This is a genomic window from Pseudomonas chlororaphis subsp. chlororaphis (assembly GCF_003945765.1).
Lineage (GTDB): Bacteria > Pseudomonadota > Gammaproteobacteria > Pseudomonadales > Pseudomonadaceae > Aquipseudomonas > Aquipseudomonas chlororaphis.
In genome coordinates, this window is sequence record NZ_CP027712.1 from 4,553,239 (window position 1) to 4,574,445 (window position 21,207).

The 21,207-nt window shown below is 59.3% G+C and carries 13 protein-coding genes; 3 read left to right on the forward strand and 10 right to left on the reverse strand.

Going from position 1 to position 21,207, the window contains the following annotated elements; all coding sequences use genetic code 11:
- The first annotated feature begins 205 nt into the window (after positions 1 to 205).
- On the forward strand, positions 206 to 1,366 hold the full coding sequence (locus C4K27_RS20535) for an MFS transporter (RefSeq protein ID WP_053261926.1): 1,161 nt from the start codon (positions 206 to 208) through the stop codon (positions 1,364 to 1,366).
- Between the two features lie 301 nt (positions 1,367 to 1,667).
- Here the strand turns inward: C4K27_RS20535 and C4K27_RS20540 are convergent, their stop codons facing one another.
- The 3 genes from C4K27_RS20540 to C4K27_RS20550 form a co-directional block, all read right to left on the reverse strand.
- Complete coding sequence (locus C4K27_RS20540) at positions 1,668 to 4,115, reverse strand: TonB-dependent siderophore receptor (RefSeq protein ID WP_173613353.1); 2,448 nt, start codon at positions 4,113 to 4,115, stop codon at positions 1,668 to 1,670.
- Positions 4,116 to 4,211: 96 nt separating this feature from the next.
- Positions 4,212 to 5,195, reverse strand: a complete 984-nt coding sequence (locus C4K27_RS20545) for a FecR family protein (protein ID WP_053261927.1) — start codon at positions 5,193 to 5,195, stop codon at positions 4,212 to 4,214.
- A 43-nt stretch (positions 5,196 to 5,238) separates the two neighbouring features.
- Positions 5,239 to 5,736 (reverse strand): sigma-70 family RNA polymerase sigma factor, encoded by a 498-nt coding sequence (locus C4K27_RS20550; RefSeq protein WP_053261928.1) that lies wholly within the window; start codon positions 5,734 to 5,736, stop codon positions 5,239 to 5,241.
- A 321-nt stretch (positions 5,737 to 6,057) separates the two neighbouring features.
- On the opposite strand from C4K27_RS20550, the gene C4K27_RS20555 reads away from it, so the two are divergent.
- Complete coding sequence (locus C4K27_RS20555; RefSeq protein ID WP_053261929.1) at positions 6,058 to 6,981, forward strand: hypothetical protein; 924 nt, start codon at positions 6,058 to 6,060, stop codon at positions 6,979 to 6,981.
- Between the two features lie 397 nt (positions 6,982 to 7,378).
- Positions 7,379 to 9,034: a hypothetical protein gene (locus tag C4K27_RS20560; protein ID WP_125738072.1), complete on the forward strand. Its 1,656-nt coding sequence runs from the start codon at positions 7,379 to 7,381 to the stop codon at positions 9,032 to 9,034.
- A 385-nt stretch (positions 9,035 to 9,419) separates the two neighbouring features.
- On the opposite strand, the gene C4K27_RS20565 is transcribed toward C4K27_RS20560, so the two are convergent.
- From C4K27_RS20565 to C4K27_RS20595, 7 genes are all read right to left on the reverse strand, one after another.
- The gene (locus tag C4K27_RS20565; RefSeq protein WP_238437611.1) at positions 9,420 to 9,791 is read right to left on the reverse strand and encodes a DUF6124 family protein; all 372 of its coding nucleotides are present in this window, start codon (positions 9,789 to 9,791) and stop codon (positions 9,420 to 9,422) included.
- A 391-nt stretch (positions 9,792 to 10,182) separates the two neighbouring features.
- Positions 10,183 to 15,999 carry an SPM autocatalytic domain-containing protein gene (locus C4K27_RS20570; RefSeq protein WP_053261931.1) on the reverse strand — a complete coding sequence of 1,939 codons (5,817 nt, stop codon included), beginning with the start codon at positions 15,997 to 15,999 and terminating at the stop codon, positions 10,183 to 10,185.
- Between the two features lie 864 nt (positions 16,000 to 16,863).
- Positions 16,864 to 17,475: a hypothetical protein gene (locus C4K27_RS20575; protein WP_053261934.1), complete on the reverse strand. Its 612-nt coding sequence runs from the start codon at positions 17,473 to 17,475 to the stop codon at positions 16,864 to 16,866.
- 382 nt (positions 17,476 to 17,857) lie between these two features.
- Positions 17,858 to 18,343, reverse strand: coding sequence for a DUF5625 family protein (locus tag C4K27_RS20580; RefSeq protein WP_238437612.1), 486 nt, complete (start codon positions 18,341 to 18,343; stop codon positions 17,858 to 17,860).
- A gap of 52 nt (positions 18,344 to 18,395) precedes the next feature.
- Positions 18,396 to 18,992, reverse strand: a complete 597-nt coding sequence (locus C4K27_RS20585) for a DUF5625 family protein (protein WP_053261936.1) — start codon at positions 18,990 to 18,992, stop codon at positions 18,396 to 18,398.
- 11 nt (positions 18,993 to 19,003) lie between these two features.
- Positions 19,004 to 19,564 carry a hypothetical protein gene (locus C4K27_RS20590; protein ID WP_242627815.1) on the reverse strand — a complete coding sequence of 187 codons (561 nt, stop codon included), beginning with the start codon at positions 19,562 to 19,564 and terminating at the stop codon, positions 19,004 to 19,006.
- A 126-nt stretch (positions 19,565 to 19,690) separates the two neighbouring features.
- Positions 19,691 to 21,118 (reverse strand): HlyD family type I secretion periplasmic adaptor subunit, encoded by a 1,428-nt coding sequence (locus tag C4K27_RS20595; protein WP_053261938.1) that lies wholly within the window; start codon positions 21,116 to 21,118, stop codon positions 19,691 to 19,693.
- Positions 21,119 to 21,207 lie beyond the last annotated feature (89 nt).

Sequence of the window (21,207 nt, forward strand, 5' to 3'; positions counted from 1 at the left end):
CGGGACCGAGCCTGATGTGCAAGGATGGCGAGCGGCGCACAGTCGCGCACCTCGACACCCACTCGCGCGTCCTGCTTATCAACACCGAAGGCGCCACGTCGCCGACGGTGTATCAACAACGGGTCGGTGAAACGGCCGGCCCGGTCCTCCAGCGGCAACCGCCGATTGCCCGACAGGCGCCTGGAGCTGACCGCCAAGGATTTTTATGACAGCCCTCAACACCCACACCTCAGAGCAACAGATCAGCCCCGGCCGCCTGGAACAGATGGCCACGCGCATCGCCTTTTTCATCGCCGGTTTCGGCATCGCCGCCTGGGCGCCGCTGGTGCCCTACGCCAAGGCCCGGGCCGGGCTCGATGAAGGCACCCTGGGCCTGTTGCTGCTGTGCCTGGGCGTGGGTTCGATCCTGGCGATGCCGATCGCCGGGGTGCTGGCCGGGCGCTTCGGTTGCCGGCGGGTGATGGCCGCCGGCAGCCTGCTGATTTGCCTGGCCCTGCCGTTGCTGGCCACGGTGAGCACGGTGCCGCTGCTGATCGCCGGGCTGTTCATGTTCGGCGCCGGGCTGGGCACGGTGGATTCCACGGTGAACCTGCAGGCGGTGATCGTCGAACGGGCCAGCGGCCGGCCGATGATGTCGGGCTTCCATGGCCTGTTCAGCCTCGGCGGCATCGTCGGCGCGGCCGGGGTCAGCGCCATGCTTGGCCTGGGCCTGTCGCCGCTGGGCGCGACCCTGGTGGTGGTGGCCTTGCTGGTCGTCGCCCTGCTCAAGGCGGCGCCGCACATGTTGCCGTACGGCAGCCAGAGCTCGGGCCCGGCCTTTGCCGTGCCCCACGGCGTGGTGCTGTTCATTGGCTGCCTGTGCTTCGTGGTGTTCCTCGCCGAAGGCGCGGTGCTGGACTGGAGCGCGGTGTTCCTCAGCGCCGAGCGCCAGGTGGATGCCGCCTATGCCGGCCTGGGTTACGCGGCCTTCGCCCTGACCATGACCGTCGGCCGCCTGACCGGCGATGCCATCGTGCACAAGCTGGGGGCCACGCGGGTGATCGTCATGGGCGGCTCGGTGGCCGCCGCGGGCCTGCTGCTGGCGACCCTGGCGCCGGCCTGGGAAGCCGCTCTGGTGGGTTACGCGCTGGTGGGTGTCGGCTGCTCGAACATCGTGCCGGTGCTGTACACCGCGGTGGGCAAACAGACCGTCATGCCCGAAGCCATCGCCGTGCCGGCCATCACCACCCTGGGTTACGCCGGCATCCTCGCCGGCCCGGCGCTGATCGGCTTTATCGCCCACGGCAGCAGCCTGAGCATCGCCTTCGGCCTGATCGCGGTGATGCTGATTGGCGTGGCGGCCAGTGGGAAAGTGTTGAAGGTCTGAGCCCCTTCGCGGGCAATCGTTTTCGAGATCGCAGGAAGGCCCTGCGGGCCTTTGCGCAGCCTGCGGCAGCGGCTACACAAGCATCGGGCACACCAGGTATCGAGGGTGTCCCCCATCCCTGTAGCCGCTGCCGAGCCCGCGAGGCTGCGATAGACCCGCAGGGTCTCCAGCGCCCGCAAGATCCCCACGAGCGTGCCGCTCGATCGCAGCCTGCGGCAGCGGCTACAGGGGTTTGCGCCGGGCATAAAAATCGCGGGTAAGCCTCGCTACTGCTTGCCCGCGATGGGCGCGACGCGGTCGGTCAGAAGCCGACGCTGGCCTGGACGAAGAAGGTCCGTGGCGCGCCGACGTAGATGCCGGAGTTGTTGTCGCTGGAGCGGGTGAAGTACTGCTTGTCGAAGAGGTTCTTCACCCCGGCGCCGAGCTTGAGGTTCGACAGCTGCGAACCGAAGTCATAACCGCCACGCACATTCCAGGTGACGTAGCCCGGCATATCGCCGTACTGGCCGTCGGCGCTGCCTTCGGTGATGTAGTTGTCGTTGAAGCTGCCGTCGGCGTTGACCATGCTGCCCGGCGAGCGCTGCTTGGACTGGGCAAAGGCATCGATGTTGTAGGTCCAGCGGTTGATGTCGTAACGCAGGCCGAGCGTCGCCACCTGGCGCGAGTAGAACGGCAGGTCGCGATCCTTGAACGCCGAGCTGCCACCTTCATAGGTCGCGCGGGTGTAGGTGAAACCGGCATTGGCGGTCAGGCCGTCGAGGCGCGGGTCCAGCGCGGCCAGGTCGTAGTTCACCGACGCCTCGATCCCCTGGTGCTTGGTCGCGCCGAGGTTGGTCCAGCCGACATCGTTGCTGATGTATTGCAGCTCGTCCGAGAAGTCGATGTAGAACGCCGTCAGCTCACCGCCCCACACCTCATCGTTGTAGCGCGTACCGATCTCGTAGGTCTTGGCCTTCTCCGGGTTCAGGCCGTTGGCGGTCTGGTCGCCTACCCCGCCCTGGCCCAGCTGGAAGTACTGCAGGCTGCCAAACGACGTCTCGTAGTTGGCGAACAGCTTCCACGCATCGGAGAGGTGGTACATCAGGCTCAGCGCCGGCAGCGGCTCGTTACTGTTGATCTCGCGGCGCTTCTCCTGCACCGGCACGCCATTGGTGCCGGCCACCGGGCGGTCGTGCCATTCGGTGCGAATGTTCTCGAAGCGGATCCCCGGGGTGATGGTCCAGTTGCCGACGTCGATCTTGTCGTCGATGTAGAAGGCCGTGGCCTCGGTGCCGCCGGTGCGGTCCTGGTACACATGGCCGTCGGAGCCCGGGCGCACCACCGGCTGGTTGTTGACCAGGGCCAGGCGGCTGGCCTGTTCGTGCATGCCTTCTTTCAGGTAGCGCATGCCGACGCTGGCTTCCTGGGTGGTCGGGCCGAGGTCGAACACATGGGACACCCGTGGCTCGATGCCGAAGGTGTAGTAGGTGCGCGGATAGGACACCAGGGTCTTCTGGTCGCGGGCGGCGATGGTGCTGCCACGGAAGCTGTCGGAGTAGTAGGTCAGCACTTCGAACTGGGTGCGGTCGTCGATCTGGCGCAGGTACTTGAACGACACATCCTTGCGGCGGCCGCTGAAGTTGTCCCAGTCGCGGTCCGACTGGTAGGGGTCGGCGTCGTACTGCTTCTGCGTCAGGCCGCCGGGCATGTCGGCCTTGGCGTCGTAGTAGTGGAAGTTGAGGCTGAAATCGTCCTGGTCGGTGGGCGCCCAATGGGTCTTGAGGATCACGTCGTCGATGTCGTTGCCGTTGTTGCTGGCGCGATAACCGTTGCCGTTGACCCCGGAGTACAGCAGCGCGGCGCCGATGCCGTTGTCCGCGGTGCCACCGAGAAAGGCCGTGTCGATATGCTTCCAGCCGCCGCGCTGGGAGGTTTCCAGGGTGCTGCCGATTTCCCCGGTGGCTTTTTCCGGGATGGCCCGGGTCACGAAGTTGATCACCCCGCCGACGTTCTGCGGCCCATAACGCACGGAACCGGCGCCACGCACCACGTCAATGCTGTCGAGGTTGCCCGAGGAGATCGGTGCCATCGACAACTGTGGCTGGCCATAAGGCGCGAAGGCCGCCGGCACGCCGTCGATCAGCACCGTGGAGCGCGGCGACAGGCGCGACGTCAGGCCGCGCACGCCAACGTTGAGGGAAATATCGCTGCCGCCGGTGCCGTTGGCGTCCTGCACCTGCACCCCCGGGACCCGACGCAGCACGTCGCCGACGTTCATCGCGCCCTGCTCGACCATGGCCTCACGGCGGATCACCGTACGCGCACCTGGGTGGTTCTGCACCACCGCCGCGTTGGCGTCGCCCAGCCAGTCACCCACCACGCTGATGCTGGTGGCGCCCAGCTCCAGAGGGCCGCCACCCGCCGCCGACGGCGCCGGGCTGAGGGTCACCGAGCCGCCGTCGATCTGGTATTGCAGGCCGCTGCCTTGCAGCAACTGGCGCAGCGCCTGCTCCGGCGACAGCTTGCCGTCCACCGCCGGGGCCTGCTTGCCGGCCACCAGCTCAGGGCTGAAAAACACCTGCAGCGAGGTTTGCAGCCCCAGCTGGCTCAGGGCCTGGCCCAACGGCTGGGCCTGGATGTGGATAGCGCTCGGCGCCTGCTCGGCATGGGCCTGGGGCAGCGCGGCACTGACCGCCAGGGCCAGGGCCAGCGGCAGCCAGCGGGTGGAGGGCGAGCAAGGATTGTTGTTATTCAGGTCGAGGCGTTTCAAGTTCGAGCAGTCCTGTTGATCGCAAGAAGATGCGTCTGTTAATGCAAACCAGTTGCAGTTGGACAAGAAGACGAAGAGCTCGAAAAAAACCTGAATCTATCGCGCAATTATTTCCTGGCTACCGTCGGCGTGGGTCTTCACCGCCACCGGCAGGATGCTCGGCAAGGCCTTGAGCAGCGCGTCGGTGTCGTCGGCCTTGAACACACTGGTCAGGCGCAGCCTGCCCACCGCCTCGCTGCCGACCCGCAGCGGCTGGTCGCGATAACGCGACACCTCGGCGGCCACCTCGTTGAGGCTGGCGTTGTTGAACACCAGCTTGCCACTGCGCCAGGCGGTCAGCGCCTGGGGATCGACCGCGTAGGCCGCGGCCACCTGGCCCCGGGCATCGACCGCGGTGCCCAGGCCCGCGGTCAGGTTGACGAAGTCGCTGTCGGCGGCATCGCGCCCCTGCACCCGCACCGTGCCCTGCTCCACCGCCACCCGGGTCTGGCTGGCGTCGCGGCGCACATCGAAGCGCGTGCCGGTGACCGTGACCTTGCCGGGCCCGGCCGCCACCACGAAGGGCCGGCTGCTGTCGTGCTCGACACTGAACATTGCCTCGCCTTCGCTCAACTCGACGCTGCGCAGGCCTTGTTCATAACGCACCCGCAAGCGACTGCGGCTGTTCAGGTCGACCTGGGAACCATCGGGCAAGGCCACATGGCGGCGCTCGCCCGGGGCCGTGGCGAACTCGGCGCTGTACCCGGCAGGCTGGTTCAGGCCGCTGAACAACCCCAGGCCCACGGCCACCACCAGCACACTGGCCGCCACCGCATAACGCAATAGCGGGCGACGCCTGATGCTCGGGCTCGGGGTTGCGCACAGCGCCTGCAAACGCTCTTTGGGCACCAGGTCGGTGGCCGCCCACAGCGATTGCAGCAGCTGGAATTCATCCCGATGCGCCTCGTGCTGCGCCAGCCAGACGTCGAAACGCTGCCGCTCCTCGGCATCGATCGCCGGTTCTTGCAGGCGCACAAACCACAGCGCCGCCTCATCGCGAACCGTCGCCTGCCCGCACGCGCACCCACGAGTCTGCGTCATGGAACATCCTGTTGGGCTGGGGGTGAAAAAGTCATGGCATTCATCACCGCGGCCCGTCCACGCGCTCGCGCAGATGCCGCAGGGTGCGGATCATATACTTTTCCACCATGTTTTTTGACAGCCCCAGGCGCTCGGCAATCTCGGCCTGGGTCAGGCCTTCGAGCTTCTGCCAGACAAACACCTTGCGGCAGTTCAACGGCAACTCGCCAAGGGCCCGTTCGATGGAGTCAGCCAGCTGGATCGCATGCATGAAATGCTCCGGGTCGCCGCCGGGCAACGCAACTGGATACACCGCCTCCAGCTCCATGGCGCCGCGCCGATCCTCGCGGCGGTAAGCATCCACCGCGATATTGCGCGCCGTCTGGTGCAGATACGCCCGCGGCTGCTGCACCGCCCCCGCATCCGACTCCAGCACCCGGACAAAGGTGTCGTGGGCCAGATCTTCCGCCTGCGAACGGCTCTTCAGCCGACGCGTCCAGGTGCCGATCAACTCTTCGTAGTGCTCGAAAAAGCCTGGTCGGCGGGGAGGCTTGGGGGTCATTGCGCTGTGCTGAGGGTGGGGAGGAGTGAATAGTAATGCTTCTTATTAAAGGCGGCAATTGGTTCGGATGAGGGGTGGATTTAAATAAGAATGATGGCTGCTTTCGGCCAAAAGCGGGCCGTGGACACGCTGCCAAAGGCCTTCTAAGCTCCTCCTAGACAATGTCACTTTTACGCCTCGCTTCATGTACTGCTGCTGGCACGACACTCAAACCGCTCATAGAATTATGCATGGACACGGAATGTTATGAGTCACAACTGACGGAAAGCATTACGCCACTTCCGTCCTCTACTTATAGTTCGGTACCACAGGAAGATGGCCATGAACATAACGTGGATAATGCTCCTCAAGTATTTGAGCTGGCTGCTCACGGTGGGCACGGCGTTCGTTGGAAGTTGGTTTTTTGAGTATGCGACCACAGACAAAGACACGGGACGGAAGAAACTAACCGTGTGGGGGCATCGCGGGGTTGTCTTTGCTGGACTGGCATTGGCATGTTCATTCGGTCTTACGTTGTGGACCGACTATGAAGCTGCATACAAGCAAAAAGGAGTAGAGGAGGAAGCTGCGCGAGACCGCGAGAATGCAGCCGAGTACCAGCAAAAGCTGGAAATTTCGCTGACTGACATTAAGAACTTGATGGAAGCTATCAGTACTGCGCCCCTTAGCCAGGAGAACAGGGTTACTATTCGCAAGACTATCGTAAATCTAGCGGGGATTGAGGACTATAAAAAATATTTTCCAGATTTGTACGATAGATTAACGAAAGCAACTTCGTTCGCTGAGACATCTTCCGCGATCAACGAAGGGTTGGATCGGGCCGTATCTATGCGCATTTCGGATAGGGAGGAATGTGCAGACGTCCCAAGATCAAGTAATGGACCGATGGTTGGTGGGTTTCCGGGCGGCCATTTCATGATTAGTGGATCGGCGGTGATAACTTTTATGATCACACCAGATAGCGTGATTTTCGGCTTCTCAGATGCTAGTGACCTAAATAGCCTCGGCAATGGGAACTACAAGTTTTTGTTTGCCGACGGGTCTCAATCGAGCGAACTGCAATGCACACAACGCAGAAGAGGGCTTTCATGTGAAGACAAGACCTCCGATGCCGGTGCGAGAGGAGTGTACGGTGACTTGCAAAAAAAATCTGTCTCAGAAATAAAAACCGACACTAAGACATACAAGGTGTCCGAATCGACAGCAAAGACCATTCGAATTACATTTTCGTGTATCTCGCCATAAAGACCACCACCGGAAAGCAATGTCAATAGCGTATTCATGAGCACTTCCGAGGCATTGCATTTGTGTATCACTATGCAAATGCGCTCAACTGCTGTTCTCTGTGTTCACTTTGTCGCTGGACAGCCAAAGCGGCTTCCAGCCGCCCTTGGTCAAACGTTAGCCGCCAAGAAGGTGAGTAGGTGCGAACGATCAGTTACCTCAATCACTATCCGCTTTTGGCCCATTTTTTTGCCCGTCACCACCGTCAGCTATGGATCGATTGCGGGCCTTCGCGAAAGGCAGAAACGACCAAAAGCAGTCAGTCGAGTTTGTCTATAAAAAGCGGTGCGATTCAGTTAGCACCTAGTCGCACTGATATTCGTAGTGCGTGTCTAACCAGAAAACACGGAGAGCTGCAGTGACACCCAACTCAAATACTCTACAAGTAAAACAGGCAAACTGCTTCTACAACTACACAGTAGGGCTGGAAGACACCGAAGTTGATCTTCTCAAGACAGCAATGAGGCTTCTCAAGTCCGGTATAGTCAGAACCGTTTGTTTCTCGGACATGAAGGCTGTTTACTTTGATGAGCACGACAAGCTCCAATTCGAATGGCTTAGGCCGCAAGGACGCCAGTGGGATAATCATTGGACGATTAAACTCAATGATAGTTTACCTAAGCATGCTGTAGATGACCTTTTATTTTGTCTTGAGTTATCTTTTCATGAACAGCGTATCAAAGGTGCGGAGGCTAGAAAAGTACCGGCACATCTGCGAGCCGCCCTGTCGCCATTAGTTCTTGAACACGAAAAATATAGCCTACCGATTTACCCATGGCTCAAGCTTTATGCTGACGGCCTCATGTCCATTAGCTTTCAACTTGATACTGTATGGAACGATCTCGCTGAAACCGACTTCATCGAAGATATCGTTAATTTATTTCAGCGCTACTTTGACCGTATTTGGGTACAAGCAGAGCTTCAGCGGATGGATGGCGAGCGGCTCCTGTCTGACGCATTCGAAGATGACATATCAATCGGTGGCCAAGGCATCATCAACCAAAAGACCCGTAAACTTATCAAAAAAATGCGTCAAAGATCGAAAGCAGTGCTTGAGGAGTCTCTCAGAAAGGAAGGTCGATGCTTTGAGTTACAGGGTGAATCATGGACTCTGCACCAGATCGCCGGTTCTGAGGGCCAAGCGAACTGGGAGGCAACTATTGACCTTTGCCGCTCTATCTGCGTAAACGCAATCGCATCACAAGTAGTTGTGAGCGGGAATAGAATGGGCAGTTCAGAAGTAGGAGTCGTATTGTGGCAAGGTCGTCCCTCCATTTCGCTGATGCGGTTCGTAGATCAGCCCCAATCCAAAAACGAGCTATTCGATAAATACGGTCCGTCAATTTCCAGAATTTTGATGCGCTCACCTGAGATTGAAAATCCTCCACCTCTGCCACCTGACTTACGTCCCTTCGAAGATTATTGTTTCCACGGCAACAGAGCGCTATTACTCTGGACTTGGATGCGAACACGCAATGCACCTGAAGATGCTTGGGATGACGCAAACACTAGGGCTAATTTGCTGGAGAACCAAGCCAGGGCGGAACACTTTGAGTACTACAACATGCTTATTGCCCGAGCATGTGCAATAGCGAGTTCGCCTCCGTCCAATGGACATCTTGTTCGCGCTTATGAAGCCTTAGCGGCAGCTGACGCGATGATTCACCAATCGAGCCAAGCTGGAGAAATTACAGACGCCCTCGAATACTTACTGGATGCTGCAGGTACAACAGGGCTAATTGCATCAGGAAAAGAGCAGGCAAGGTGGCACTTAGATGAGCGTCGTTTTAGAAGCGAAATGCGGCGGGCTCGCGTGGATCGGTGGCTGGTAACCGTGTTTGGGGTCGTTGGTGCCGCGGGGCTGGCCGACTTAGTCATTCAGCCGCTATTAAAAGTGACATACCCTTCCTGGGTGGAGTGGCTTACAGGGCTAGCTGCATTCGTGCTTGCATCATTGGGGGTCGGCATTCTCGCGGCCTCAATATGGGGCATTAACAAAATGCGAAGGGAATAGATATAGTTCTGGGTGGCGGAGATATAACAAAATCGCTCAAATCCCCTTACTGCTAGAGCTGTGCTGCTTAGCCTAATTTTAGCCAGCGCAATGATTCCTATCCTCGAGAGCAGACGCGCTAGAGAGCAAGAGCAGTTAACGCTGCATGCCTGATACTAAAGCAACGCATTGGCTAACAATACGCTCATTGAGCTAGCAATAGTGGGGCATTTGTTTAAACGTTAATGTCTGCTCTGGGGCGGAAACGGCAGCTCGCCAGCGGCCGCTTTTGGCCGAGAGCAGACAAACTCAAGTTTCTAGGCATATGACTATCAGCTAAAAAACTACCGCCTGGACACTTAGCTCTCCCTATAAAAAGCCCCGCATCCGCGGGGCTCTTTCACGACTACCTACAACTTCTCCCCTCCTCCCTCTCCAACACCGCCTCCACCAGCACCTGCGCCATCTCGATCAACCGCACGCCTGCCAATACCACCTTGCGGCTCGTCACAGGCATGTCTTCGGTGGATTGATAGGTGGCGCTTGCTGCGGACTCGAGGATTTCGCAAGCGTTGCTCAGGGCTTCTTCGGTACTCAGGTTGGGGTCCACACGGAACAGTTTTCCCGGGCGGGTGTGAGGAACGGGGATATCGTTGGCGGTAGGGAACAGGTAGTGGTTGATGGCCTTGTGGGATGCGCTTTCGAATTTGGCAGGGTCCATTTTGGCGCTAGAGAAGCTGTCTGCCATGACGGGTGGATCAGGAACGATTTTCTTCATGAAATTGACTCCCAGTGCATCCTTCAGGAGCCGTCACCATCGCTACCAAACGAAAGGGTGGCGGCCGTACGCAGGTTGGTAGACCGGTGCACTAGGAACCCGGCGCGTACGAATGCGCCCTACGCACGGCCACCATAGAAAGCGTAGGCCGGAAAAAGCACCTCACTGAAGGTGGCGCCTTGCACCCAGTGACAACATCGAGCCACCAAACCCGGTCGCTGATTTTGCAGCGACGGGCAAAGGTCAATGTCGCATTCTTTACCGCGCAACCTGAAAGCGGCGCCTGTTTGTATTCGGGGATTAACGACGGCTTACCTACCCATTCCCTAACAAGAACGAAAAAGGCCCGCGATCTCCATCGCGGGCCCTGTTAGTGAGTCACGTTACGCGGTCACGTCCAGTTGGCCGCCAGCACAGGCTGCAAGGCCTGTTGCTCGGCAGCGCCGAAGGTCATGGTCGCCGGGGCTGCCGGCGCGAACGCCGCCATGGCCTGGACCAGGTTTTCTACATCGTTGCCCAGCAAGCGATGACGGTCGCCGGCCATGATGTCCCGTGGACGCTCGGGGGTCGCGGCGTACCAGTTGTGCAGCGTGACTTCCTGCTGGCTGCCGATCACCGAGATCTGCAGGTCCTGCCCTTCGTGCTGGAACCACAGGCGCTCGGGGCTGATGTCCTGGCCGAATACCAGTTGGCCCATGCTGCCGCTGAACTCGAGGTCGTTGACCCCGTGCCCGACTTCCACGGTGGGCATGCTGCCGCTGACCAGCACCTTGTTGTTGCCATCGCCCAGCTTCACCGTGGCGAAGGAGCCGCTGTCGGTGATGCTGTTGTTGCCATGGCCGACGGTGAGCTTGTTGATGTCGCCGGCGATCACGTTGTTGCCGTTGCCCAGGGTGATCTCGGCGCGGCTGCCCGTCACGTTGACCTTGTTGTCACCGTTGCCGGCCACCAGCTTGGCGCTCGAGGCCTCGACGTTGATGGTCTTGCTCTCGTCGCCCAGGCTGACGTTGGCGAAGAAGCCCTTGACCGTCATGGTGTTGGGATCGCTGGCCACGGGCGCGGGATCGACGCTCGGCAACGGGCTCAGCGTGAGCGGGTCGCGCGATGAGCGGGTCACCGGGTCCACGGTGGTGGGTGTCGGACGCGAACGGATTCTGTCGCGGATCGAAGCGTACGAGAAATCCTCGGTGTCAGTCACCGATGGCACCGGGTCATCGAACTTGAGCCACGGGTTCGACGCCGTCGGGATATCGGGCACGGTGACCCGCGGACGACTCACAATATCCAGGTCGCGGTGGCTGGTATCGACCACCGGGATATCGGGAATCACAATCGGCCGCGGGCTCGGCACATCCACCGGCGTGCGTCCCCCTTGATCGCGCCCGACCGGGCCGATATCCGGCAGCTTCGACGGCTGCAGCGAACCGATGCCGCGCTCGGCGAGAATCTGCTCGATGGTCTTGTGCTCGGGAACCGTCGGCCCCTGGTTGCCGCCACGCTCGGCCAGGATCTGGTCGATGGTCTTGTGTTCCGGCACTTTCGGGTTCAGGTCGATACCCCGTTCGGCGAGGATCTGCTCGATCGTCTTGTGTTCCGGCAGGGTAATGTCCGGGATCGTCACCGAAGGTTTCAGCACCGGATCGACCACTGGAACGCTGACGGTCGGATGCAGATCGACAGGCGGCAGCGGCGGCACCACGACAGGCTTGTCGACACCAGGACGCTCGACAATCGGCGTCAGCGTACCCGGTACAGTCACCGTCGGCTGTTCCACCGGAGCCACCACCGGGCCGACTGGCGCCACCACCTGCGGCGCATGCTCGGCGAAGATGAAGTCCGAGGCACTGACCTGCGCCACATCCAGCGCATCCAGGTACAGCAGGTTGACGTTCGAGTCGGCGCCCTGGGCGCCGGTACGCGTCACATACACCCCATGAATCTGCGTCAGGCCGTTGAGGGTCGCGCGATTCTTGTGCTCGATGGTCAACTGGCTGAAATCGGTCACCCCGGTCTGGCGCAGGTCGATCTTGTCGATGCCATGACGGAAGCCGCGCAGGGCGTTGTTGTAGTCCTTGACGCCCGACTGGGCCGCCACCACGAACACATCCGAAGTCGCGCTGTCATGGCTGTAGATAGTGCCGCTCAGCGAAGCGACCATCTTGCCCTGGGCGTCGCTGCTGTACATCACGCCCTTGCCGCCGCCGTTGAGCAGCACGGTACCCAGGCCTTCCTGCGGCTTGACCGCCGAGGCGTCGCTGTTGACGTAGGCCGTCGGGGCGACAAAGGTGTCCTGGAACTTGAAATTCGCCGCGCCGATCCCGGCCAGCGACTGGTTCTTCAGGACAATGCTCTGGCCCTTGGCCAGGTCGATCTTGACGTCAGCGCCTTGCTGGCTGAGCACCAGGTCGGTGAACTTCTTCCCGGCAAAACCCACCAGGTCGATGATCTCGCCACGGGCGGCCTCGAAGTGGTTGATGACATCGCTGCCGCCATCGCGGCGATGGACCACGAAGAAGTCCTTGCCCGCGCCCCCCGTCAGGCTGTTGTTGCCGCGCCCGCCATCGAGCAAGGCATCGGCATTACCAGCCACCAGCACATCATTGCCGTCGCCGGCGACGATGTTTTGAATGCTCGGCGGATTTTTCACCGTCAACGCCGCGCCGCCAATGCTGGCGACACCGGTCAGCAGGTTGATCGAGCTATCCCCCGACACCGCCGCCGCATTGAGGGTATTGCGCCCGCCCGCGACACCGTTGACCGCGTCGTCCAGGACGCCACGGTTGGCATGCCCGACCACCGACTTGAGGTATTCGTCGGTGTAGAAGTAGGTGTCGTCCGGAGTGCTCTTGCTGCCGTACAAGCGCAGCGACCAGGCATTGAGCGTGACCGGCAGCCCGGAAGCCGAATCGCTCACCTGCAAGGTCCAGTTGCCCGCCGAGCGCTCGCCGAAGTCATGGGTCGTCATGAAGGTGTATTTGAACGATCCCGACTGCGTGCTGCCAAGGTCCGTGGCGCTCGCCCCCGGCATGCCGTCCGGCACTTTGCCCTGGCGGTTGAGCAGGACGCTCTGGGTGCCGTCGGGCGAGATCAGCTTGAGCGTCAGGTCGCCAAGGCGGCCCACCTGGGCGTCGAAATCGATCTCGACGTGCTCCACATTCAGGCCGGCATTCATGGCGATGGACGTGCTCAGCGTGCCGCCCGCCGCCAGGTTCTTGCCAAGGGCGCCGCTGGAGGCGCTGTAGACATACTCGTTGGCGCCGGTGCTCTGGGTCATCCAGGCTTCGGCCAAGCGCACCGCAGCCCGCGCGTCGACTTCGCCGAAGCCGTAGTCGTTGCTGGTATGCATGCCGCCGCCGTTCCAGTTGTGGGCGGCGTTGTCGCTCCACTGGCTGGACGGATCGTTGATCTTGCGCGCCGACAACGCGAGGATCTGCTGCACGTCGCGGTAGCCCAGGTTCGGGTTGGCCTCGAGCATCAGCGCGACGATGCCGGAGACGATCGGCGCGGCAAAGCTGGTGCCCTGCATGCTGGTGTAGTCGTTGCCGAAGGTCGAGCCACGGTCGGTTTCCAGCATATGGCTGGTGGACACCACGTTGCTGCCCGGCGCCGACACCAGCAGGCTGGCGCCCGGGTTGGAGAACGGCGAGGAGCCGATTTGCAGGGTCGACAGGTCACCCTGGGCATTGATCGCGCCGACTTCCACCGAGAAGCGGTTGTTGTTGGTCAGGGAGCCCTGGGCATTGCCGCCGGTTGCACGGCTGTTGCCGCCGGCCGCGACAATGATCGTGCCCAGGCCACCGCGACCGTTACTCGCGGCGTACTGGGCATTCATGCTCAGCGCCGTGGCGGTGTTGACGAAGCCGTCCTGGAAGCTGCTGAGGGCGAAATCGTGGGTGAAGCCCCAGCTGTTGTTGGCAATGTCGAAGCTGACCATATGCCCCAGCCCGGCGAGGTCGGCGCCGCTATTGGCCAGGTAGTAGCCGCCCAGCGTCGCGCCGTAGGCCACCCCTACTCCGCCCGTGCCATTCTTGGCCGCGACCATCACCCCCGCCACCATGGTGGCGTGGTTGGACACCAGGCCCGGCAAGCTGCCGTTGCTCTGCTGGGTCTGCAGCCAGGCCTGGTCGACGTTGGCGGCCAGGTCCGGGTGGGCGATGTCGAAGATCTCCGGCGCGGTGGCGAACTGGCCGCCCGGCTCGAACTGGCCGATGCGCACGCCCTTGCCGATGTAGTCCTGCCAGACCGGCAGCACGTTGGTATCGCTCAGGTACCACTCCTGGGCCGCCAAGGGGTCCAGCGGCACTTCCGGGGTCAGCAAGGTCACCCCGGCGCGCATCGGCGCGGTCTGCCCGCTGCTCAGGTCCACCACCGAAGCCGACAGGTTGCCGGCGGCATCGACCACGCCGTACTTGAAGCTGAGCAGGCCGGTGTAGTGGGCATCTGGAGTGAAGAGCACGTCGCCCTGGGCCGTGAGGCTGACAGTGCCGCCGACCGCGTCGCCGACGTTGGCGATGCGCAGCGCGCCCTGGCTGTTGAGGTGTTGATCGTTGGCCAGCAGGCTCTGCGCGGCAATCCGGTGAGGCTGGGTCCGGTTGAAGGCCTTGCCGTCCTGGTCGAGGCTCAGCACGTCGGCCACCGGCATGGCATTAGGCGTTTGCAGATCGACCGCCGAGATATCCGAGAAATTCAGCTTCTGGATATTTTTCAGGGTCACCGTACCGTCGCGCCCGGCGACCTTGTCGGCCACTTCATAGCCGCTGGCGGTGCGGGTGATGCGGTAGTCGCCATGGTTGCCATGCAGGGTCACCAGGTTGATCCCGCCGTCGCCGTCGATGGTTGCGTTGCCGTGGCCGACTTCGATGATGTCGTTGCCTATATCACCGAAAATGCGGTCCGCACCACCACCCGCGTGGATGACACTCCCTCCTTCGGATGCATAAATGGTATTACCATTGGGTCCTGCATAAATAACGGCCTTGCCACTTCCCCCGACAATCAGGTTATGACCAGCCCCGCCTACCAGTACATCGTCACCGACCCCCCCAACCAATATAGAGTCACCTGAACCGCCCTTGATGAATACACTGGAGGCCCCCCCGCTTACGATGATGTCATTGCCACGTCCACCCTCGGCAATGGTCAAGCCGGCCTGAGCCATATCCAGCACCACAGGCTCATCACCCACAATAATTGCGGTGTCGTGCCCGCCATTGCCGTGAATGTTTTTCAGGTCGTCCGAAGCGCTGATGACAAAGACGTCATCACCTTTGCCGCCAACATAGGTGTTGTTGCCGGCCCCGCCCACCAGCCAGCCGCCGGCAGGTGCAGCAATCAGTGTGTCATCGCCACTGCCACCGTACAGATTGCTCACGCCCAGTTGCGCCGCGTCCAGGGTTTCCCCTGTGGTGTTCTGACTGGCATACGCGGTGGTGGTAATGCCGTTCGTTGTAGATGTCACCCGTGTGCCGGCGCCCTGATTGCTCAGGGTGTTGCTGACCGGATCGCCAAGGAAATCAACCGCCAACGCCTCCTGGGTCTTGCCATTGATGGTGAACGAACCGGTGGCGAGCACCTTGTTACCATCACGGATCTCGTCATCGGTTGACGCTGCACGCACGTTGATCTGGGTGATGCCCAGCTCGGCCAGCGTCTTGAGCTCCCCCGCATCAACTTTCGCGTCATGGGTGCCGTCGACCCAGACCCGCAGCTTGCTCCAGATCGGATCGCGCTGGTCGATCACGCCGTCCTTGTTGCCATCCTCGCTGGCCAGGGCGGCAAAACCGTCCTTGAACTTCGTCTCGCCCGCCGCGCCATTCACGCCGGCCTTACCGCCGTAGTACTCGGAGAACATCTGGCTGACGTCCTTGATCTGGCCGCTGCCATCGTCGATCACCAGCATGCCGGTGCTGCGATCCGCCCAGCCGCTGCGCTTGAGCGTGCCGCTGTGGTCGGTGTCAAACAGCACGCCGTCGCGGATGTCGGTCATGTGCACGCCGTTGCCGGTCAGGTCCAGCAGCAGCGGATCGACGTAGGTGTTGAAGGTGGTCATGGCCGACAGGCCGTTCAGGGTCACGGCATTGCGCAGGCTGAAGTCCGGCTTGGTGCTGTCCGGGGCCTGGTAGAAATTCGACAGGTAGGTGTTGGGCCGGGCATTGGGGTCGAGCTGCATCTCACCGGGACGAATACCGCCCGAGGCCAGGCTGGACATCTGGGTCGAGGTGAAGTCGGTTTTGTTTAGTATTCCATTCTGGAAAGAAATACTATGGGTAGCCGAATTCGTTATATAGCCATTGGCAACATCCTGCTGGGATTTACCTTCACCGATATCATTGTGTCGAGGTTGTGGAGAGGGATCGATATTAATACTAACCAGCCCGGAAGAACCGCCGGCCTTTGTCGCATTAACTCTATTAAGCCGCTCAATTGCATCTTCGGTGGGACTCAAGGCTTCAAAGGCATTATGTTGCACCCGGAAGTCTCGCTTTAAATTCAATGCCGCTTGTTTCTCTACATCCGCCAGTCCGGCCCAACTACTAATCGGGCTTTCAGGAAAGGCGTACCACTTCCCGTCATGAGGATTGTAAGTGTAGTTGTCGATATATCCAGGATCCTGATAACCACCAAGATCATCCATATGCAGCATCGCGCCTGCGCCAAAAACCTTTGCCCCCGCGAAGGTATTCAAGGCATCGACAACTTGCATATTTCGCAACTTAGCGGCAATAAAATTTCTCATAACATCTTCCATAAATATATCAGCATTGCGCAAACCGCAACAATCACGAACAAGCCCACAAGCCCAATCCAGAACCGCGTGCCCTTCTTGTCATCGAACCGCCTGCACGTTAATAGCTGCAGCGTTTTCAAACCGACCCAATAAAATACAAACTCACTTAAAATGGTGAGCCACTCCATACCCTCCCCCTATGCGTTCAGTGGCGATATTTCGCTATAATTACCGTTCTCTCAAACTCTCATCCACATGCTGTTGTTGCGAGTTCAGGAAGTAGTCGATCATCCGGCACTGGTCGGTCTTCACTTCCTCTATCATCCAGTGCCAGACACCCGTTTCTTACTCAAACATTACCTTACCCAGAGCATCGAGAACAAAGTCGTCCACTGCCCTCACATCTGTAAATTCTTTTGGATACTGATAAAAAACCCACAGTCCGGACTTATATATTCGGTTTGCCCGAACCGTATTCGTAAAGTCCGAGACATACACCGATACGCCATCCCCCCCGGTGAACTTTCTTTTTCGAAAACCACCTACATCATAAGTTTCAACCCCACCCTCCACCGAAATTGGTCTTTCCCCACTAAGATGCCTATTGGCGTCAAACCCCTCCATGGATATTTTTTCCATATAGAAATATACTGGAAATTTTATTTTCTTCTCATCATCTACAACTGCCATTCCAGGATACTCGACAGTAAATCGAATACCGTCCCCACCGTTGTAAATGACACGCCGACAGTCCTCCTGAGTCAGGTTGAACCGGTAGACGACGCCATATCTTTTTTCACTTGCAAACTCACACCATGCAAAACCACCGCCTTCTTGCGACGAATAAATTTTCATATACGGATTATCTTTCGGCTCTGGAATCAAGTAGTACAAAAACGAAAAGAAGGCCACTACACCACTGAGCCAATACCAACGTCGATTTGATATTTTATCCACGTTTTCTGCCTCTCAAGAACAACACTTTCGCATACCTCGCTAACGACAATCCGCGGACTTCACCTGAGTACCCAGCCAGAACATCGGAAAAGGTCTGGTCTTTACGCTCGACCAGGTAGCTGCGAGGTACTGCTATCGTTTCTCCTGAAAGACGATCAGATATGGGTTGCGCCGACAGCGACTGCCCAGTGGGGCCTGAACGCCAAGGAAAATCAACCACAAGAAAAATGTAAAAACCAAGCCCTGCAATCAAGATAAGTGCAATACAAACCCTAAGCAGTTGCCATACAAAAATGCATGTTTTCAACAAAAATCGCTTAAGAGCAAGAGGCATTTTCCCCCACTTCTTCCTCGAAAAACAAAAACCATATCTATTCATGCTTCAATGCTTTGGATTGTAATAAGAAAACTTCACAAACCCCTCGATACCTCGAAAAGCCTCCAACTCTTCAAGGGTACTGACTTCAACCGAATAACTTCCAGGCGCCAACTCCAGAATTTCAATCAACCTAACTGCCACATTAATATTCCGTCCTTCATAATCAATCCCCTGCCCCCACTGCACACCTGTTGTCACTAACTCCTCATCAAAGAAAACCTGCTCATCTTTCAAGACCCGAAGATGGATGGGAATAGCTACGCCTTCATGATCAAGATCACCCCATATTTCAATTTGCTTATTTATCTCGGCTAAACCATGTCCCTTCGTAAATAACAAAGCGAATCTGTAGTCGCCGGCTTTGTTAACCACAAACTGCGCACTGGCGAACTGATTAGCCCGAGAGACATCCAGGGGCTTCACTATCGATACAGGTGCTGAACAGGCGGTCAGCAAAAAACAAAGAAGACCAACAATCCCTTTTCGCATAATAAACTCCACCTTTCTATACCACCCAGACACCGCAAACCTTTACAACGATTCAATGCTTGGGATTGTAATAACTAAACTCTACGTAGCTCTCAATACTGCGAAATGCCTGTACTTCCCCAAGAGTGCCGACTTCAACCGAATATCTCCCAGGCGACAATTCCAATGTCTTGATCAAACGCACCGTCGTGTTGATTCGCTGCCCCTGATAATCAAACGTCTGCCCCCAGTAAATCCCTGTGGTCACTATGTCCTCGTCAAACACCGGTGTTCCATCTTTCAAGACCCGAAGATGCACAGGAATCGCGATACCTTCCTTGTGGCTGGTGCCCCAGATTTCTTCCCGGCTGATTATTTCAGCCAGGGTGTTTCCCTGAACAAACAGCAAAGCGAATCTATAGTCAGCCGACTTGCTGACTACAAAGCCTGCTGTGGCTCTTTGTTCGGCCTGTGAAATATCAATGGGTTTTACCACCCATACCGGTGCGGAGCATGCCGCCAGCCAGATACAACTGAAAAAAATCAAAAACTTGCGCCAAGAATCGATCCTTGAAGCAACATTAATAACCTTGCCAACCGAATGATATTTTTTATCCAAAAAGCGCGAAGGCCCTTGTAGCTGGTCGTCATTAAATGCGATCAATTCCACACACCACCTCCTTATCCAGCCAATACATTACCGAGGGCACCGAGAACAAAATCGTCCACGGCCCTTACATCCGTAAGTTCCTTTGGGTATTGGTAGAAAACCCATAATCCGCTGCCATACAGGCGGTTCGCCCGGACCGTCGCCACGTAGTCCGAGACATACACCGAGACACCGTCTTTCCCTGTGAACTTGCGCTCCTGAAAACCACCGACCTCATAACCCTCGACCCCGTCCGACAGCGCCACGGGATGCTTGCCGCGCAGGTGCCTATCGGCGTCGAAGCCTTCCATGGAGATACGTTGGATAAACAAGGCTATCGGGTAACGGCTGCCCTTGGCGTCGTCGCTGACCACCTCTGCCGTTGGATACTCGAGGGTGAATTCGATGCCGCTGCTGCCGTCATAACGCACCAGGCGACAGGCCTGCGGGCTCATGGAGAATCGAAAGGCAGGCACGTCGTGCTGGATGGATGAAAACTCACACCCGGTAAAAACACTGCCCTCCCCCGTTGAGTGAAGTTTCATATAGGGGCTGTCTTGCGTGGTTGGCAGCAAGGAGTACAGAAGCAGCACGACTGCCGCTCCCGCACCAAGCCAATACAGACTTCGACTTACGGATCTGGCCATACCGGTTATTCCCCACACACTGAAAAAATCATTGATGCCTGGCGATACGCCGGGAACTTCACTTCAACCGTCCTAGCGCTCGCGCAGACTCTCATCCACATGCTGTTGCAAAGGACTCAGGAAGTAGTCGATCACCCGGCGCTGGTCGGTCTTCACTTCCGCGGTGATCGACATGCCCGGCGACAGCGCCACGCGTTGGCCATTGACCATCAGGTGATCGGACTTCAGGCGAATGCGGCTGCTGTAGATCGGCCCGCGCTTCTCATCTTCGATGGCGTCGTTCGAGACATTCAGCACTTCGCCGTCGACGGTGCCGTACTTGGTGAAGGTGAAGGTTTCCACTTTTACCGTGACCGGCTGGCCGGCGCGGACGAAGCCCACGTCCTTGTTTTCCAGCATCGCTTCGACTTCGACCGGCTGGTCCGCTGGCACTATGACCATCAGCGGCTGGGCCGGGGTGACCACGCCGCCGACGGTGTGGATCGCCAGTTGTTGCACGGTGCCGTCCACCGGGGCCTTGAGGCTGGTCAGGGTTTCCTGGTAACGGGCCTTGGCCAGTTCCTGGACCAGGCTCGCGGCTTTCTGATTGGCTTCCTGTTGCAGGTCGAGCATGGCCCGGCGGTTCTGCGCCACCACGCCTTCGCGCCGGCGCCGCGCTTCGGCCTGGGCGGCGCTGGACTGCAAGACACTGGCCTGCTGCACGCTCAGCTGGCGCAGCAGGTCGAGGCGCGCCTGCTCCTTTTCCAGGTACTCGTGGCGCGCCACGTACTGTTGCTCCAATAGCCGCCGGTAGTCCTCGGCCAATTGCGTGGCGATCGGCACGGTTTGCCGCAGGCTGGCCACCTGGGCCTGGGCCGACTGGATTTCGGCGCTGCGCTGGAGGATTTCCGCGTCCACCAACTCCAGGTTGCTGCGGTACTCCTGGTACTGCCCCTGCAACCAGCGCTGGGCGCTCTGCACCTGCTCCGGGTTGGCGTTGGCGCCGGCGTTGGCAAGCGGGCCGAGCAGCGAGGCCGGCGGCTGTTGCTGGTTGATCGCATCGAGCATGGCCGCGCCCCGGGCGCTGTCGACGCGGGCCGCCAGCAGCTCGCTCTGGATCCGCCTGACGTCGGCATCCGCCGCCGTCGGGTCGAGTTCCACCAGCAGTTCGCCGACTTTCACCGCCTGGCCGTCACTGACGTGGATCGCCCTGACCACCGCCGTTTCGCTGGACTGAATCAGCTTGGTCTTGCCATTGGGCACGATCTTGCCCGGCGCCACCGCCACCACTTCGATCTTGCCGATAAAGGCCCACAGCAAGGCCAGCACGGCAAAGCCGAGGATGCTCCAGATAAAGATCCGCGGCGCCGGGTGCACGGGGGCGTCCTGCAACTCCAGGGCGGCGGGCAAAAACTGCGCCTCATGGGGCAGGCGCTGCACGCTGTCCATGCTTTTGCGCTGGCGCCAGGCGTGCTGCCAGGCGTCGCGGTAGCGCTGCAATAACGAAGGAGTGGCGCTCATGGGCAATCGGTCCTTGAATCCGGATGGCATCCAGCCCCGCCCCTGCGGCGAGGGCGGCGGCCGAACAAATAACCTGTGAATCGGGCGCT

Bases quoted from the DNA above. Each gene is read 5' to 3' on its own strand.
- C4K27_RS20535 (WP_053261926.1), top strand. From the start codon at position 206: ATGACAGCCCTCAACACCCACACCTCAGAGCAACAGATCAGCCCCGGC.
- C4K27_RS20545 (WP_053261927.1), bottom strand. From the start codon at position 5,195: ATGACGCAGACTCGTGGGTGCGCGTGCGGGCAGGCGACGGTTCGCGAT.
- C4K27_RS20550 (WP_053261928.1), bottom strand. From the start codon at position 5,736: ATGACCCCCAAGCCTCCCCGCCGACCAGGCTTTTTCGAGCACTACGAA.
- C4K27_RS20555 (WP_053261929.1), top strand. From the start codon at position 6,058: ATGAACATAACGTGGATAATGCTCCTCAAGTATTTGAGCTGGCTGCTC.
- C4K27_RS20565 (WP_238437611.1), bottom strand. From the start codon at position 9,791: ATGAAGAAAATCGTTCCTGATCCACCCGTCATGGCAGACAGCTTCTCT.
- C4K27_RS20570 (WP_053261931.1), bottom strand. From the start codon at position 15,999: ATGTCCAGCCTGGCCTCGGGCGGTATTCGTCCCGGTGAGATGCAGCTC.
- C4K27_RS20580 (WP_238437612.1), bottom strand. From the start codon at position 18,343: ATGCGAAAAGGGATTGTTGGTCTTCTTTGTTTTTTGCTGACCGCCTGT.
- C4K27_RS20595 (WP_053261938.1), bottom strand. From the start codon at position 21,118: ATGAGCGCCACTCCTTCGTTATTGCAGCGCTACCGCGACGCCTGGCAG.